The following is a 17,086-nucleotide window of genomic DNA, read 5'->3' as shown; positions in this document are numbered from 1 at the left end:
TCTTTTGTGAATGGCTTTTCCCATATGGGTTAGTTAAGTATTAAGAAGCACCCTCGTTCAAATTTGAATGTCAATCGTTGTTCCATAGCCAACCTCACTATGAATGATGATTATTCCATCGTGGATTTTAATAATGTCATTGGCTATGGCCATGCCTAGTCCAGATCCTCTATGTGCTGCTCCAGTGTTGGTTCCGCGATAGTAACGATCAAAAATCCGGTCAAGTTCTTCCTTCTTTATTCCCTTTCCGTTATCTTTTATCATAATATTTGTATATTTGTCCTTTTCAACGCTCACGATGATTTTCACATCATGATCATTATGGACGATGGCATTATAAATTAAATTGTTGATTGCTCTGCGAAAAAGAATTTCATCTATTTCTACCATTATGATCTCTTGATTTACATGGAACTGGATATCGCGGTCAGCATATTTCGGATCATTCAATAGATCAATCACTATCTTGCGCAAAAAAGTAACAATATTTACTTCTTTTTTATTTAACGATAGTTCTTTATTCTTTAATCTGGTTGTTAAATTTAAATCTTCCATAATATTTAACATTTATCATTTTAATGTTTGTTTTTATAAAAAGGTGTATAGCAAGTTAAATATGGATAACTTTATTAGTTTATAAGTGCGAAACTATCACTTCACAATTTCCACTTATCTCAAAATTTCTTGTTTTAGCAGGGAGGATAAAATGGCTGCCTTTATTAAAGGAATATTTTCCTTCTTCTCCTCTAAGAGTTCCATTTTCCCTTTATTACACTACATAACATAAAAGGTTTATCCATTGTTAAAGATGCTACTCCATCTATTTTCCATTTATGTACAGCAAAAAATTCATTTTCTACAAAAGTAGTAACTATTAAATCTTTATATTTTGTGACAATAAATTTATTATCGACATCTATATGAGGAACTTTCGTAACATCTATTGCCTTTTTAAGATGTAGTTCACGCTTTTTTCCATTCTCATCTCTTCGATCATAATCATAAACGCGATATGTAGTATCCGAACTCTGTTGTGTTTCAAGTACAATTGTTCCTTCGCATAAAGCATGAATGGTGCCACTAGGTACATAGAAAAAATCACCCGGTTTTACTCTTACTCGACAAAGTAACTTATCCCAATCCTTGTTTTTAATCATTTTAATGAGCTCTTCTTTTGTTTTAGCATTGTGACCGTATATCATCTCTGCTTCTTCTTTACAATCGATGACATACCAACACTCTGTTTTACCTAGCTCTCCATTTTCATATAAATTCGCATAGATGTCATCGGGGTGCACCTGTACAGACAAATCTTGATTAGCATCTAAAATTTTTGTTAGGAGTGGAAAGGTATCCCCCCCATAGTAACCAAAAATTTCTGGGTGATTTCTCCAAACTTCGTTTAAGGTCTTTCCAGAGAACGGACCATTTTCAACAGTAGAAGGTCCATTTAGATGGGCTGAAATAGCCCAGCACTCACCTATTTTATTATGAGGGATTTTATATGCAAACTTCTCTTTCAATCCCTTTCCTCCCCAAATTCTCTCCTGAAAAAATGGTTTTAAAAATAATGGCTGCACCATTATAATACCCCCTACGTTCGTTTATGTTTGTTTTTCCGGTTGTGTCTCGTAAGCTTTTCTCCCTAGGAGCAATGCCCCTGTAATTCCTGCAAGGTCCCCTAACCCTGGAGAAACAATGTATTTTTCTATTTCATTAGATAATTGCGGAAACTCAATATATTTATTTAGCAGTCTCTTTACATCTCTATAAATAAGAGGAAATAACTGTTTTTGCTTCATCACTCCGCCTCCCAAAATAATTTTCTTAGGTGACAAAATAAGAATGTAGTGAACCAAAGCTTGCGCAAGATAATAAGATTCCATCTCCCATACTTCTGAATGATTTGCTAATTTGCTCCCTGGTTTCCCCCATCTTTCTTCAATAGCTGGCCCTGCAGCAAGTCCCTCTAGACAATCTCCATGATAAGGACATTTCCCTGAATAAGTATCATTTGAATGCCGTCGAACAGTAACATGTCCCATCTCAGGGTGTGAAAGCCCTTGAAGAAGTTTTCCTCCTAACACAGCTCCTGCGCCTATTCCTGTTCCTACCGTAATATATAAACAATTATCAAGATCTTTTGCAGCTCCAAATGTTACTTCTCCTAAAGCAGCAGCGTTCACATCTGTATTAAACCCTATTGGTATATTAAATGATTCTTTAAGTTTCTTTAAGATAGGATAACCTCTCCAACTGAGCTTGGGTGTTGAAGTGATATATCCATAGGTAACGCTTTCAACATTCACATCACAAGGACCAAACGATCCTACACCTATGGCCCTTAAATTAAACTCACTAAAAAATTCAATAACTTGCTCTATTGTCTCCTCAGGTGTAGTTGTAGGAAATTGAACTCTTTCAAGAATTTTTCCACTTTCATTACCCACGGCACATACAAATTTTGTACCCCCTGCTTCTATTCCCCCGTATAGCATAGCAATTCCCCTTTGTCCCGTAATTTCCAATAAAATAGTTAACTTTTGATATACCAATAATAATTAATATTATTTCCTTACGCGTAGATTAATAGATTATCTTTTCTTTAAAATCGAGTTTGTGAGTGCTTATTTTCTAATATTCACACTAGTAAACACAAACTTGTCATAGCGATGTCTTGAAAATGAATACTCAAATGGTACACCCGTATTCAAATAAGCTACTTGCTCGACTTCTAAAACTGGATCATCACTCTTACAGCCCAAATATTCTCGATCCAAATCCGTTGACTTATCTGCTCTCACCTTTCGATGAGCCCCTCCAATTTTAAGTCCCAGTTTGTCTGTAATATGACTATAAATAGAGGAATGAAGAACACTTTTATCTATACCAACAATAAGATTGGTAGGCATGTATGTTTCTTCTATAACAAAAGGTTCTTCTTCCACGTTTCTTAGCCGAATAACGTGGTACACTGGTGTATCATCATCCACCGACAGATGGGCAGCTACCTGAGGCGGTGGAAACAGTACATCAAACTTAATTAATTTTGTCTCGATCTTTTTATTTTTAAGAAGGCCCGTTAATCCTAAATTTTCTCTATCGGTGGCGTTTACTTTATTATCTTGGATAGCTGATTTAATAATAAAGGTTCCATGTCCTCGCTTACGATATAACAACCCTTCCATCACAAGGATGTCTAAGGCTCTTTTTACTGTCATTCGGCTACACGTAAATTCTTTGGTAAGAGATAGTTCATCAGGGATAGGCTGATCAATAGGATACACACCTTCTACTATTCTCCTTCTCATTTCATTTGAAATATGTTCGTATTTACTCAATAGGTTCTCCTCCAGTAATTGCTTAAAGCAAACAAGTATTATTTTATATACGTTGTAAATTCCCATAGCTAAGGTATGTTATTATATATAGATCCCTAGTTATACTCATTATTATAATATACACAAAATAAACGTCTATACTTTTGATACTAAATGTCTATACCTTAGATTTAAGTATAATCAAAACAATGGGAATTTATAATTGCTTGCATACCACTACTCGAGATTATGGCCCGTGAACACTAGTTAATTAAGTTTTTCTCATCATAATTTAAAGCTTTTATCCAAGTATGAGCTATTAGGAGATTTCCAGTTGAATTCATATGTACTCCATCGGTGGTAAGACGATACTCTGAATCCGACCTGAGGTATCTAATAAAGGCCTGATGAGTAGGTACATGTATAGCTTGAAAGTCTTTTGCTAATTGTTGTACGATTTCTACATAGGGAATTAATTTTTTATTCCCTTCCGAATTTCTGTCTTCTTCAATGATGGTTGGTTCCATTAAAATAAGCTTAGCTTTTGTACGATCTTTTACCCTCGCCAGTAAACCCCTATAAATTTCCTTGAATTGATCTGGGTAAACTTGCTCTTTCTCTCGATAATCGAGCTGTCTCCAAACATCATTAATGCCAATTAAAATAGAAATATAATCTGGATTTAGTTTAATAACATCCTCTTCCCACCGTAAGTTCAAATCGGTTATCTTATCTCCGCCTACCCCCTTATTTAGAATTGTAGGAAATTTGTTGGGGGAATTAATCAGAAAATAATCTCGAATCAATCGTACATACCCATCTCCTAGATGCTCATTTTCTTTATTTCTTCCTGACTCTGTAATACTATCCCCTATAAATAATAATAAGTGATTAGAATTCATTACTTTGGTAACTCCCTCACTAAAAGTAGTAATAAATTACGGTCAATTTATGGCTTCAATAGCTTATACATTTTGAAAGAAGATGGTCGTATGACCATCTTCTACTTAAAAACCGTTATTTTCGGATACTAGTTTAAACCATCTTCCACTCTTTTTAACTGTACGTTCTGCATTTTTCTCAAGGTTTACTGATACAAAACCATAACGATTTTTATAAGCATTTGTCCACGACCAGTTGTCCATAAACGTCCATAAGTGGTATCCTTTTACGTTGCATCCCTCTTGAATAGCTTTATGAACCCATTTTAAATGTTCCTCTATAAACTCAATGCGGTAATCATCTTGAATTATTCCTTCTTCATCACGGAAGCGTTCTTCTCCTTCTACACCCATACCGTTTTCAGAAATGAAACATTCAATATTTCCGTAATTTTCTTTTACGTTTATTAAGATGTCATATACACCTTTTTCATAGATTTCCCATCCTCTGTGTGGATTCATTTTACGTCCCGGCATAATGTAATTATCAAAATAACGATCAGGCATAAATGGTGCATCAGGGTTAGGAATATTTTCTTTAGCCTTCACTCGTCTTGGTTGATAATAGTTAACTCCAAGAAGATCCACTGTATTGAACTTAATTAAATCAAGATCTCCTTCTTCCATCACTGGCATATATCCTTCTTCTTTTAAAATAGCAACAAGCTCTGCTGGAAATTCTCCTTTTACAGACGGATCAAGAAATGAACGATTAAAGAAGGCATCTGCAATTTCAGAAGCCTTTACATCGGCGGGATGTTGGCTTCTTGGGTAAGAAGGTGTCAAGTTAAGAATGATACCTATTTTTCCATCTTGTTTTAATTCTCTGTAGGCTTGGATTGCCATTGCGCTGGATAGAATGGTATGATAACCAACTTGAACTGCTTTTCTAAAGTTAACCTCATTTGGATAATGGAAGTCATAAAGATATCCTCCCTCCACTGGTACAATCGGTTCGTTATGAGTAAACCATTTTTTTACACGGTCTCCAAATAACTGAAAACACGTTGTAGCGTATTCTACATATGCATCTACAACTTCACGGTTTTCCCATCCTCCAATATTTTGCATAGCCATAGGCATATCAAAATGATACAGGTTTACAAATGGTTCAACACCTGCTTCCACCATTTCATTAATGACATTATTATAGAATTCTACAGCCTTACTATTTACTTTACCTTTACCAGTTGGAAACAACCTGGACCAAGAAATAGATAAACGAAAAGAATTATGTCCAATTTCCTTCATTAATCTAATGTCTTCTTTATAACGATAGTAAAATTGAGAGGTATCAGCAGGACCTACTCCATTAAAGAAACGGCTTGGTTCTTGTTCATACCAAAAATCCCATATGTTTTTTCCTTTTCCATCTATGTCAGCAGCACCTTCTGTTTGTGTAGCAGATGCTGAAGACCCCCACCAGAAATTTTTTGGAAATTGATATTTAATATCTTTTCGTACTTCTTCAATTGTTTTCATATTTGTTACCCCTTTTATAATTATGAAATTTTTTGATTTGATTCATTTCCATCTTCGACTCGTTCTTTTTGAAGATTCACCCGATCTATAACTTTTAAGAAAGGAAACCATATCGCTAGAACAATGAAAAAGTTAACTAACTGTAGCAACCCACCTGCAAAGGAGTTGGTAGCCATTATCCCGTTAATAAAAATAGGAACAGTCCAAGGAACAGTTACTCCTGTTGGAGGTGGTACAATTCCTGTAGACATTGCAAAATAGGAAACTAACGTAACAATCATTGGTGATAAAATCCAAGGTACAATGATTAAAGGATTCATTACTATAGGTAGTCCAAAGATAATTGGTTCATTTACATTAAAGAGACCTGGAGCTAACCCTAGTTTTGCAACCTGTTTCATTTGCTTACTCTTCATGAAGAGTAAGATAGATACCACCACAGCAAGTGTCATACCTGTTCCACCCATACCAACCGTATAAATCTCCATAAATGGTTTACTAATCACATGGGGAACTTCTCCTGTTTTTGTATATGCATTTAAATTTTCGATAGCTAATGTATTCCAAATTGGGTCCATTACAGAGTTAATAATGATTTGACCGTGTAAACCAAAGAACCACAGCAACTGAATAGCAAAAACTGCAATTAATGTTGGCACAATTCCACTACCTAGATGTACTAATGGAGCTTGCACCAGATGATAAATTACGTCATGCATATTTGTTTTAAATACTTGGGTAATTAAAATATTAATTCCAAGGAAAATAGTTAGCGTAATCACAGCTGGAATAAGAGCAGAAAATGATTTAGCTACTGCTGTAGGCACCCCTGGGGGCATCTTGATTGTAAGATCCTTTTGGACAATAAATCGATATATTTCAGCTGATGTAAAGGAGACAAGCATACCAAGGAACATCCCCTTAGCTCCTAGTCTGTCAATTGGAATGACATTTTGTATTGCCTCTTTCCCTTCTACTTCTAGTAAAAATGGTGTGAGGATGAGAAAAGACGTTAGTGCAATAGCACCTCCAAATACAGCCTCTACACCATAACTTTTAGAAAGATAATAACCTATCCCAAATACTACAAAGATCGTCATAATTCCCATTGTCGCCTGTGGGGCTATATTAAAAGCTGAGCGAAAAGCATTTAAACTGCTTTCGCTCATAATTTTGTCAAGGAATGGAAGGTTCATTAGTACAACCGCAATTGAACCAAAAATCGTCAATGGGAACGCTAGCATAAATGCATCCCGTAACACAGATAGATATCGGTTATTGTTTAACCTTCCGGCTATTGGGACAAGGTACTTGCTCAATTTATCAAAGAAACCCTGATTCATAAAATATCCCCCTGTTATCTCTAGACTAGAGATTTTTAGCTTTAAAAATTTCTAGCATTTCTTTTACGAGCTCTTTCATTGTTAACGTTGACATTAAATGATCCTCAGCATGCATTAAAAGTAAAGAAAAAGGAGTTTTTTCTCCACCTGCCTCTTTTTGAATCATCTGAAAATGAACATCATGGGCGACTTGTAAATCAGCTTCTCCTTCTTGTAATAAAGTAGCAGACTGTGCTAAATTCCCTTCTCGATACTCACGTAACGATTGAATAATTTTACTTCTAGCTGTTCCACTATGTAAGATTATTTGGAAGCTAACTTGTTCCTCGGTTAAATTTTCCAATTGTATTTTTTCCATGTTCACTTCCCTCCTATTAAGCTTACTGCTTGTTCATAAGCTTTTTTTCCATCAGCCATTCCATATGCCATCATGTCAATTACATCCACTTGGATTCCATGCTTTTGTGCCTCTTTTTGAAATTCCCCTTTTAAAAAGCTCATTTGTGGCCCTATTAGCACAACATCGGCCTTTTCCATTTCTTGTTTGGCTTTATCTTGTCCCACTGCCCAAATTTCAGCTTCTTCCCCTAAAGATTTCACATGTTCTTGCATCTTTGTAACTAATAAACTAGTAGACATTCCTGAACTGCAAGCTAATAAAATTTTGTACATTTTAATCAAACTCCCCTTTTTTATTAAGCGCTTTCAAATAAACCTTATAATAGTTATTATAATCATTTTTTATTAAATGTCTAGACATTTAATAAAAAATGATTAACTTTAGTGTTGAATATTTAAATATAACTAGAATAGCTTTTATTTTTACTCCCTATATCATGATTAAAATAAAAAACTTGCTGATTCAAAGCAAGTAAAATAAGAAAATATATATAATATACTTTTAGATTTATACGCCAAAAATTTTACATGCTATTTTTAATATTACGATTTTTATACTAAGACTTTATTCCTTGTAGCATCAAATATTTCCCTATAAGTTCCAATATCAATATTATCCGGTCTATTATCTAAAGAATTACCATTGAGATGCCTAATACATTCACCTTCTAGAGCAACTTCTCCAAATTTTTTATAAGCTACAAAACGATGAACTAGTATTGGCCTCGACATTCCAAGATATGTTATACCGAATGTTTTATAGAAATATTTTTTAGTGTTACGTATGGAACCCACTACTATTCCCCCCTTTGGGTTAAGTACCTCACCATCTTTATTAACTGTATAGCCTCGTTGGCTTGCTAGTCTTATCATTTCATTACTCTTACTCAAATCATCATCTCCCTTATAACATTAATTACATTTTACTATTTCTTACAAAAGAAATATAAAGAGGCTTTTTATTTTTAACGGAGTAAACCAAAACTACTTCTCTAAAGGGGGTACATAGTGGAAGTTTATTAAAAATACGCCTTTGCCTTTATTTAGCAAGGGCGTATTCTAATTTAGAGGATAAGTTCCATTTCACAGCACTGTTTTAATTTACAAATAACATAGAAATAGCCATTAGCTAGCCACGGTTCATGTAGAGAAGAAAGGGGATTTATCTTCATTGTCGTGTGTATACTGAAATTCAGAACCAATCTAAATATAATAATCATCGTAGCGTTAAATATATTACTGGAACTATTATAGTAGTGTGCCATTATCTTCTTTAAGGTCATCTAGCATTCATAAAGAAATTGCTACGTTAAAACGATCATTTGAATTTCTGTAATTTCCGTCCCTTGCAAACATACCTTCTTCAAGATAAGAATCATTTCAGCCTCCATATAATGACTGTAAACCATAGCCTTTAACAGTATCTCTTTCATTCATAATTGAAGGCACTACAGGCTTGAAACAATGCATTCAGCGTTTCCTACAATCTGGTATTCTTCAAAATCATTAGGTACTAAAAAGTGATCTCCTTTTTTAAAGAAATATGTATTCCCTCCGGAAATTAGACTCCCTTTCCCATCTATTACGCTAACAAGAAGAAAAGGTTTTTGTTGTTTTAAACTAGTTGTACCGTTTAATAACCATTTTTGTACTGAAAAGTACGGACATTCAATAAAAGTGGTTACACTCAAATCGTGTATTTTTTCTTGTTGAACAGTTAGTTTATTTGATGTACATGGAATTCCCGTAACTTCAACACTCTTTTCCAAGTGAAGCTCACGTGTATTCCCTTCTGAATCTTTTCTATTATAATCATATAATCGATAAGTAGTATCAGAGTTTTGCTGCGTTTCTAATATTAAAATTCCTTTCCCAATTGCATGAACAGTTCCACTTGGAACATAGAAGAAATCTCCAGGCTTTACTTTTACACGATGTAATAACTTATCCCATTCTTCCTGTTCTACCATAGACATGAATTCTTCTTTTGTTTTTGCATGGTGTCCATAAATAATTTCTGCATTTTCTTCACAATCAATAACATACCAACATTCTGTTTTCCCAAATTCTCCATTCTCGTGGATATTGGCATATTCATCATTTGGATGTACTTGAACAGATAGATCTTGACTAGCATCTAAAATTTTTGTTAGAAGAGGAAAACAATCTCCATCCAAATCCCCAAATACAACTCGGTTTTTCTTCCACAATTCACCTAAAGTTAATCCTTTATATTTACCATTTTTTACAACACTTTGTCCATGTTTATGTGCTGCAAAAGCCCAACACTCTCCTGTTTGGTCCGATGAAATCTCATAACCAAAAGAAGTTAATTTTGTTCCCCCCCAAATTCTTTCCTTAAAAACGGGTTCAAAAAATAATAGTTCAGTCATAATTAATCTCCCTTTGTTTTATGCGATTTCATCTAGTAGTTTGTATGCTTCTTCTTTTGTTTGGACAGATAATAATTGTTCCCTATAACTGTCATCCATCAGTTTTCTAGAGAGCATTTGAAGAATTTTCAAATGTTCATTTCCTTCACTACTTTTCGGTACGGCAATCATAAATATTAATTTTGCTTCTGTTCCATCAAGACTTTTCCAATCTACCCCTGATTGTTTAATTCCAAATACTACACTTGGTTTCTTAACAGCATCCGATTTTCCGTGAGGAATCGCAATATTCATGCCAATGCCTGTCGTGCTTTCTTGTTCTCGATTCATAATAGCTTGTTTGAATTCAGACTCTGAATATAAAGCACCAGCAAAGTTTAGTTTTCCAATCATTTCATCAATAATATCGTCACGTGTTTCTCCCCTTAAATCAGTATCAATCAGTTCTAAACTTGTTATGTCTTTTAGTTTTTTTATTTCTACCTGTTCTACTTGTTTTTGAACTTGTGTTATTTCTTTTCCTGTCGAAACTTCTTTTATTGTTTCTACTTCTTGCATGTCTACTTTAGCAATATCTTTTTTTAACACATTTACTAAAATAGCAGTTACAAAAGAACCTGCAATAACAGCAATAAAGAACATAAGTACATTATCAACTGCTCCTAGTACTGCAACAATCGGACCACCATGTGCTACTCTGTCTCCTACATGACCTATCATCGCAATAACAGAACCTGTCATAGAACCGGCCATAATACTTGGAATTACGCGAAGTGGATCTTGTGCTGCAAATGGAATAGCTCCTTCTGTAATACCAAATAGACCCATTGTAAATGCTGCTTTACCCATTTCTCTCTCTGAAGCTTGAAATTTTCCCTTTCTTAAGAACGTAGCAAGTCCCATTCCGATTGGTGGAATACAGATTGCCGCAGCTATTGGACCCATAATTTCGTAATTTCCTTCACCAATCATTGCTGAACCAAACAAGAATGCAACCTTATTAACTGGACCACCCATATCAAAAGAAACCATGGCTCCTAAAATCAATGCCAAAAGAATGGAACTAGATCCTTGCATACCTGCTAACCAAGCAGTTAATGTTACAAAAACTTGTGCCACAGGTGCACCAATAATAAATACAAATGCTAAACCTACAATAAGGGAAGAAACTACTGGGATAACAATAATCGGCATAATAGGTTGGAGCGCTTTGGGAACTTTTAATTTCTTAATTCCTAACGCTACATATCCTGCTAAGAAACCAGCAATAATACCTCCTAAAAACCCCGCACCACTTGTACTTCCATAAAAACTTCCTGTTGCTGCAATATATCCACCAATCATACCAGGTACAAGTCCTGGTTTATCTGCAATACTATAAGCAATATACCCGGCTAGAATTGGAACCATAAAAGTAAATGAGGCACTGCCAATTTGTTCAATTATCTTCCAAAAAGAATCATCTGGAATAACCAAACCTTTTGGTGTCTTTTCACCTCCGAGGGTTAAGGCAATAGCAATCAACAATCCACCAACTACAATGAATGGAACCATATAAGATACACCATTCATTAAATGACGATAAATTGGATTTTGTTTTTTCTGCGGTTGATTGCTTTTTTCTTCTTTTGATAGTGACTGGTAAACAGGTACATTACCACTCGCTACTTTTTGAATTAATTCTTGTGGCTTACGGATACCATCTTGAACGCCTACAACTAGCAACTTTTTCCCTATAAATCTATCTTTATTTACAGCTCGATCTGCAGCTATAATAATGCCGTCTGCTTCATTAATATCCTTTTCAGTAAGCTCATTTTCCACTCCTATTCCACCTTGAGTTTCAACTTTCATTTGAATCCCTAATCTATCTGCTGCTTTTTGCAGATTCTCTGCTGCCATATAAGTATGGGCGATCCCATTTGGACATGATGTAATCGCTAACAGTTTCATTTCTAGTCCCCCTCAAATTCTTTTTCGTAAGCGCCTACAAATACTATATAGCAATATCACAAAGTCAAAAGTTTTGTTTTTTACCGTAACTTCCGGAAAAATCGAACTTTTACCTTGTCAAACAAAAAAGCAAGGCATAAATGCCCTGCTTTTTTTAATAATGTAAATGAGATAGGAACTTCATTACATTTGTTTCTTTAGTAAGTTTTTGAATAAAGAACGGTTTTTCGCTTATAAAAGATAACTCTTGAAATAGTTTCTTTGTCATTTTTTGATCCTCATTTTTTACAGCTAACATAAATACAAGGGTCACTTTTTCAGTTCCCCAATCAAGGGGCTCTTTTAGTGTAGCAATAGCAATTGCTGACTGTTTAATGAATTTAGAATTCGCATGAGGAATTGCAATACCTGCCCCAATGGTTGTTGCCGACATTTTTTCTCTCATAATTGCATGCACAGCATATTCTTTTTCGACATAACCTTTTTCAAACAAGGCGTTTGCTAACTTCTCGATTAACTTGTAACGGTGTTCTATATCCTCTTGTAAAAAAACTAGAAAAGGGGTTGTATAATTTAGCAGAGCAAACTCTATTTGTTCTTGACGGACTGGTTCATCAAGTTCTTTGATAAATTCCCCTAGTTTCTTTTCTTCTGTAGATTCTAATAGTGGTGATACGACAAGGCAAGGAATCTTTAATTCCGGAAGAGATATTGTAGAAATAACAAGTTCCACATCATGATGCTTCGTTAAATACTCCTCTAAATCAGCTTTCGCAATACAATCCATCACATAAATTTGATGAAATTTCTTTTCAATCTTTGTCCGTAATAATTGTGACATTCCAATTCCCATATGACATACTATGATTACGTTCTTTTGCTTTTGCCTATTACCATTTAAACGTTCGATAGATGCTTGAAAATGCAAGGTAAGATATGCAGCTTCTTCCTCTGGAATAGAAAGGGCAAACGACTGATTAATTTCTCCAAGTACATCAATCACTATATCAAACATGTAAGGGTACATCTTCTTAATGTCATTCAACATTGGATTTGATACAGAAAGATCATAATTTATTCGATTTAAAGCTGTATACAAATGGACTTTTAATCCCGTTTCCAAAACTTGATCCTTACCAAAATCTAGCATAGTTAGTTCAGATACACGATGAATTAAATGACATAGAACCTTAAAAAATTCAGTGTTTTCTTCATCACTTTCATCTAATTTCCATGATGCACCATTTTTTTGATAACGAACCTTCCCACCTAATATATGCAATGTTAAATAAACTACTTCCTCTTCCGGAAAACGGATGGCGAAAACTTGTTCCAACCCTTTAAGAAATTCACAAGCCCACTTATATTCTTTTTTCTCCTGTAAAAGAGTTATCTCCCTTTTAGAAATTGAAATAGATTGTTTTAGTTTCGTTCGTCGAATCATCAACAATGTATGCAATAATAAACCTTCAAGCGTTTCATCTGTAAAATATAACGAATAACGGTTTTGTAACGCTTTCAATTCATTTGCTACAGATTCTACTTCATGAGATAAAAACTGTCTTTTGACAAAATGATCTACAAAATCTGAGTTTTTAATTAAATCTGACATTCTAGCCAGTGCTTTTCTTTTATTTTTTTCAGTTCCTTCAATTATCAAACCTACTCGTTGTTTTGAGACTAGTCTTAAGCTAAAATGCTTCAGCCATTCCTCAATTTTATTTAAGTCCTTCTTTATTGTAGCCCTATTTAAGAAATATTGAGCAGCAAGCTCTTTTGCTGTAATTGGCTTTACATTCATTAGTAAGTTATAGGCGATTTGCAATACCCTTTCCTCAACGATTTGATACTTTGCATCATTATCCACTATATAAAACTTATTACATAAACGCACTTTTTCATGTTTTTCTATATCTAAATAAACTCCTAGTCCTGGTTTTCGAATTAGATGAGCATTTGAATGCTTATCAAGGTAATCTTCAATTATTTTCAAGTCATTGCGAATTGTTTTTTCAGAACAATTTAATCTATCCGCAAATTCCTGCACCAGTAAATATTCATCAGGTTGAGATAACAATAGATACAAAATTTCTTTTTGTCTTGTATTCATGAGTTTCACCTGTTTCTTATATTAAATCATTTGCTCCGATAGAGAAAAAGTCTAATTTTTTATAAAAATTTCATTCCTTACTGTTGTTGAAGAGACTTTAATCACTATCTAGACTCTAATGTGTTCTACAACCGTTGTGCTTCCCAATTGAAGCTAGTAAAACCGGTTTCATATTACTTTAGCGCCTTTAAATAGAGATTAAAAGCGCTTCCAATTGACATCTTCACTATATTAGTATAGACATACATAAATGTCTATACTTTTATGTGAATTGATGCAAACCTTTATGATTTATTAAATGAATTATGAAAGTTATGGTGCAAAAACTTTAAGTCACTTACTATTAATTTTTGAATCTTAGACATACTTCTACTATTATCTTAAAGAAAGACGTAATCAGTATAGAAAAGGGGCAGTATAAATAAACACAAAAGAAAAGCTCTCATTTTTGAGAGCTTTTCTTTTGTTCTTGGTTTCTATTTATCTTCGATTACTTTTTCTCTTTATACTTTATAATAGTTATTTAAAATTTCTCCTTAACATATCGTTTCGAATTGCAATAGGACCTGCATATTAATCTGTCATTTAGTTAACAATAAACTCTTTATTAAAGGGAAATATGCGTCTGCATTAAGGTGCTAATAGAATGATGAGAAGGTTTTTATGACCAAGCCTTTTTTAAGAGTTCCACACCTCTTGTAATTTCATTGTGAGAAAGATTGCTAAAGCCAAGCTTAATAATTGGTTTATCGGGTTTGTTTTTAATCACGTAAAGTGAGGCCGGATAAACTTTAACACCATAAAGGAAAGCTTGTCTGATTAACCACTCTTCTGAGTGATTGAGATGTACTTTCACTAATAAGTATAAACCAGACTGTTCACCAATAATGGAGATACTTTGATCAAACTCTTTTTTTAATACTGATACTAAGTGCTGCATTTTTCGTTTATAAACGAGACGCATGCGTTTGATATGACGACTCCATTCTCCCTCTTCTATAAATTTAGCCATTGTGAGTTGGCTAAGAATTGAAGTGGTACTTTCGAATTGAAGAAATTTATTTTTGTAATGATTTAAAATGGGTTGAGGCAATACCATATAACTTAAACGGATTCCGGGGAGAAAGGCCTTCGAAAAATTTCCTAGATAGATGACTCTTGCAGAATCAATAGAGGCAAGAGCAGGAAATGGCTTTTGTGTATAGCGAAATTCACTATCATAATCGTCTTCAATAATATATCCATGCATCTCATTAACCCAATGAATAAGCATTTGTCGTTGCTGAATAGACATGCTTACTCCAATTGGACTTTGATGGGAAGGGGTTACATATATTAATCGTGATTTCATTTGTTCTAGTTGTGAAAGATCAGCACCTGTTTCATAAACGGGCAAAGTTTCAAACATAAAACGATGAAATTGAAAAGCTTCTCTGGCACCGTCATAACCAGGGTCTTCAACTATAATACTCTGGAATTCATCTTTCATGATATGTCCAAGATATACTAGCATTTGTTGGGTACTACTAGCGATAATAATAGAATCTGCATCTGCTTTTACTCCTCTAGATTGGAGCAAGTACGCAGAAATTTGTTCGCGCAGGCATTCTTCCCCAAATGGTTCTCCGTATCTAAAGCTGTCCTGTAATGTTAATACTTGATTAGAAATTCTCCTCCAAATTTTCAGTGGAAAATGTGTTTGATCAACGGCATCTGCCCTAAAATTAACTACTGGAGGTTTCTTTGACTCTTTTTGCTTTTTATCATGGGAGATTAATAACTCTGGAAATATTAGGGGTTCTAACTCATTTGCAAAATACCCTTTTCGTCCCTCCCCACGAATATACCCTTCAGCAACCAGTTGTTCATATGCCATTAAAGTTGTATTTCGGCTTACTTGTAAGGAATCCGCAAGTTGACGAACGGAGGGCAATTGCTCATTTGCCAAAATGTCTCCTTGTTCAATAAATAATCTAAATTTCTCATAGATTTGTTTGTATTTTGGATAATTATCTTCAAACGTAAAAATAGTATTATTCATTTGCATCCCCTCTGTCATGTATATTTGTTTGATATTGTACCTTTTTTCATGTCAGTTTGTATAATATTATTTTTTTATCGAATATTTATTTTTAATGTTTATATTAAAAAACTTAAATATAAGTTGAAAGGATGATTATGGTGTACATTCCTAAGCAATATCGTATGAATCATGATGAGGCAGTTCAAATTATGAAGTCTAACTCGTTTGCTTTATTGATTACTGTTAATGAACATCGTCCCTTGGCTACTCATATCCCCTTGGAAATTCGGGAAGATGAAGGGAAAATCTATGCAACTGGGCACATTGCATACGGAAACATACAGAAAAAAACTTTAGACAATAATAACGATGTGTTACTCATTTTTCAAGGACCTCACGCTTACATTTCTTCTAGTTGGTATCAGGGTGAAGAAGTTCCTACATGGGACTATCTAGCTGTCCATGCTTATGGAACAGCACGTATAATCTCTGGAGATGAGCTGAAATCGTCTTTGGATACTATGCTTAAACACTATGAGTCTCACCGAGAAAATGGTCGGACCTGGGATACATTTGACCCAGAGCTGCTTAAGCGTGAAATGAAGGGAATAGTTGGCTTTGAAATTGAAATCACATCTATTCAAGGTGCAGCTAAAATGAGTCAGAACCGAAATGAGACCGATTATAAATCGATTGTTGCAGAGCTTGAAAAGTCATATAAACAAGAGGAAGTTCAGGTTGCACAGTGGATGCGTGAGCAACGTAAAGAGTTATTTAAATGATTGGTTTAGTATTTTTTGGGTTAGTTCATATCGTGGCCCCTGTTTAGTAAAGTACGCTCAAAGTTACAAAATTGGATGCCTTCGGATAACTGGTTATTTTTATATTGTTCTAGGGGCATTCTCCGTGCTCTTGCCTTACATACTATCTTTCTAAGAGGAACATAAGTTTGAAGAAAAAGTAGGTATTATTACAGGTGGGATATCGGGATTGGTCTAGCTCCAGCAGAATTATTAGCAAAAGAGGGCACGCATGTCATCGTATCGTAGCCTCTCGAAGTGCTAAAAAAGGAGAAGAAGCCCTTTCTATAATAAGAAAGTGGTCACCTAAATCGATTTTTAT

At 34.4% G+C, this 17,086-nt stretch carries 13 protein-coding genes and 2 pseudogenes; 1 reads left to right on the top strand and 14 read right to left on the bottom strand.

What is annotated here, in order from left to right; genetic code table 11:
- Window positions 1-57 precede the first annotated feature (57 nt).
- From SB717_RS23120 to pdxR, 14 genes and pseudogenes are all read right to left on the bottom strand, one after another.
- Window positions 58-561: pseudogene (locus tag SB717_RS23120) on the bottom strand (sensor histidine kinase); the annotation flags it as partial.
- Window positions 562-634: 73 nt separating this feature from the next.
- Window positions 635-1,583: pseudogene (gene manA / locus SB717_RS23115) on the bottom strand (mannose-6-phosphate isomerase, class I).
- Between the two features lie 21 nt (window positions 1,584-1,604).
- Complete coding sequence (locus SB717_RS23110) at window positions 1,605-2,498, bottom strand: ROK family protein (protein ID WP_410904822.1); 894 nt, start codon at window positions 2,496-2,498, stop codon at window positions 1,605-1,607.
- A 129-nt stretch (window positions 2,499-2,627) separates the two neighbouring features.
- A complete protein-coding gene (locus tag SB717_RS23105) occupies window positions 2,628-3,341 on the bottom strand; it encodes a GntR family transcriptional regulator (protein WP_410904821.1) in 714 nt (237 codons plus the stop codon).
- Between the two features lie 242 nt (window positions 3,342-3,583).
- A complete protein-coding gene (locus tag SB717_RS23100; RefSeq protein WP_410904820.1) occupies window positions 3,584-4,222 on the bottom strand; it encodes an SGNH/GDSL hydrolase family protein in 639 nt (212 codons plus the stop codon).
- Between the two features lie 105 nt (window positions 4,223-4,327).
- Complete coding sequence (locus tag SB717_RS23095; protein WP_410904819.1) at window positions 4,328-5,743, bottom strand: glycoside hydrolase family 1 protein; 1,416 nt, start codon at window positions 5,741-5,743, stop codon at window positions 4,328-4,330.
- 20 nt (window positions 5,744-5,763) lie between these two features.
- Entirely contained in the window at window positions 5,764-7,086 is a 1,323-nt protein-coding gene (celB, locus tag SB717_RS23090; protein WP_410904818.1) for a PTS cellobiose transporter subunit IIC, read from the bottom strand.
- 25 nt (window positions 7,087-7,111) lie between these two features.
- Window positions 7,112-7,444: a PTS sugar transporter subunit IIA gene (locus SB717_RS23085; RefSeq protein WP_410904817.1), complete on the bottom strand. Its 333-nt coding sequence runs from the start codon at window positions 7,442-7,444 to the stop codon at window positions 7,112-7,114.
- A gap of 2 nt (window positions 7,445-7,446) precedes the next feature.
- Window positions 7,447-7,758 (bottom strand): PTS sugar transporter subunit IIB, encoded by a 312-nt coding sequence (locus SB717_RS23080; protein ID WP_410904816.1) that lies wholly within the window; start codon window positions 7,756-7,758, stop codon window positions 7,447-7,449.
- Window positions 7,759-8,037: 279 nt separating this feature from the next.
- Window positions 8,038-8,376 (bottom strand): HNH endonuclease, encoded by a 339-nt coding sequence (locus SB717_RS23075; RefSeq protein WP_410904815.1) that lies wholly within the window; start codon window positions 8,374-8,376, stop codon window positions 8,038-8,040.
- A gap of 557 nt (window positions 8,377-8,933) precedes the next feature.
- Window positions 8,934-9,878: a mannose-6-phosphate isomerase, class I gene (gene manA, locus SB717_RS23070; protein ID WP_410904814.1), complete on the bottom strand. Its 945-nt coding sequence runs from the start codon at window positions 9,876-9,878 to the stop codon at window positions 8,934-8,936.
- An 18-nt stretch (window positions 9,879-9,896) separates the two neighbouring features.
- Window positions 9,897-11,831: a fructose-specific PTS transporter subunit EIIC gene (locus tag SB717_RS23065; RefSeq protein WP_410904813.1), complete on the bottom strand. Its 1,935-nt coding sequence runs from the start codon at window positions 11,829-11,831 to the stop codon at window positions 9,897-9,899.
- 154 nt (window positions 11,832-11,985) lie between these two features.
- Window positions 11,986-13,941, bottom strand: a complete 1,956-nt coding sequence (locus SB717_RS23060) for a BglG family transcription antiterminator (protein ID WP_410904812.1) — start codon at window positions 13,939-13,941, stop codon at window positions 11,986-11,988.
- Between the two features lie 661 nt (window positions 13,942-14,602).
- Window positions 14,603-15,982 (bottom strand): MocR-like pyridoxine biosynthesis transcription factor PdxR, encoded by a 1,380-nt coding sequence (gene pdxR, locus SB717_RS23055; RefSeq protein ID WP_410904811.1) that lies wholly within the window; start codon window positions 15,980-15,982, stop codon window positions 14,603-14,605.
- Between the two features lie 140 nt (window positions 15,983-16,122).
- Between pdxR and SB717_RS23050 the strand changes: the two genes are divergently transcribed.
- Window positions 16,123-16,746 carry an FMN-binding negative transcriptional regulator gene (locus tag SB717_RS23050; RefSeq protein WP_410904810.1) on the top strand — a complete coding sequence of 208 codons (624 nt, stop codon included), beginning with the start codon at window positions 16,123-16,125 and terminating at the stop codon, window positions 16,744-16,746.
- The last annotated feature ends 340 nt before the right edge of the window (window positions 16,747-17,086 follow it).

The organism is Priestia sp. SIMBA_032 (genome assembly GCF_046535215.1).
GTDB lineage: Bacteria > Bacillota > Bacilli > Bacillales > Bacillaceae_H > Priestia > Priestia aryabhattai.
This window is presented reverse-complemented; position numbering and strand designations above follow the sequence as displayed.